Consider the following 280-nt stretch of genomic DNA (forward strand, 5'->3'; position numbering starts at 1 on the left):
TATTTGGAGTAAATTATGTCTGAAGCGATTTTTAATCTGGATGCAGAAGTCCGCACAGACCTGGGGAAAGGTGCGAGCCGCCGCCTGCGTCGTGAAGATAAAGTACCTGCAATCCTGTACGGTGCCGGTGAAGAGCCTGTTTCTTTGACTCTCGAGCACAACAAAGTACTGCAAGCGCAAGAATTCGAAGCGTTTTACAGCCACGTTCTGACTCTGAACATTGCTGGTAAGAAAGTAGAAGCGCTGGTTAAAGACATGCAACGTCACCCTTTCAAGCCTA

The 280-nt window shown here is 47.9% G+C and carries 1 protein-coding gene; it reads left to right on the forward strand.

Annotated elements, in window-relative coordinates; genetic code table 11:
• Positions 1-15: 15 nt before the first annotated feature.
• Positions 16-280: 50S ribosomal protein L25 (gene rplY, locus J0A66_RS23200; RefSeq protein WP_206576117.1), on the forward strand; the 265-nt coding region annotated here is incomplete at its 3' end.

The organism is Bowmanella dokdonensis (assembly GCF_017254865.1).
Taxonomy (GTDB): domain Bacteria; phylum Pseudomonadota; class Gammaproteobacteria; order Enterobacterales; family Alteromonadaceae; genus Bowmanella; species Bowmanella dokdonensis.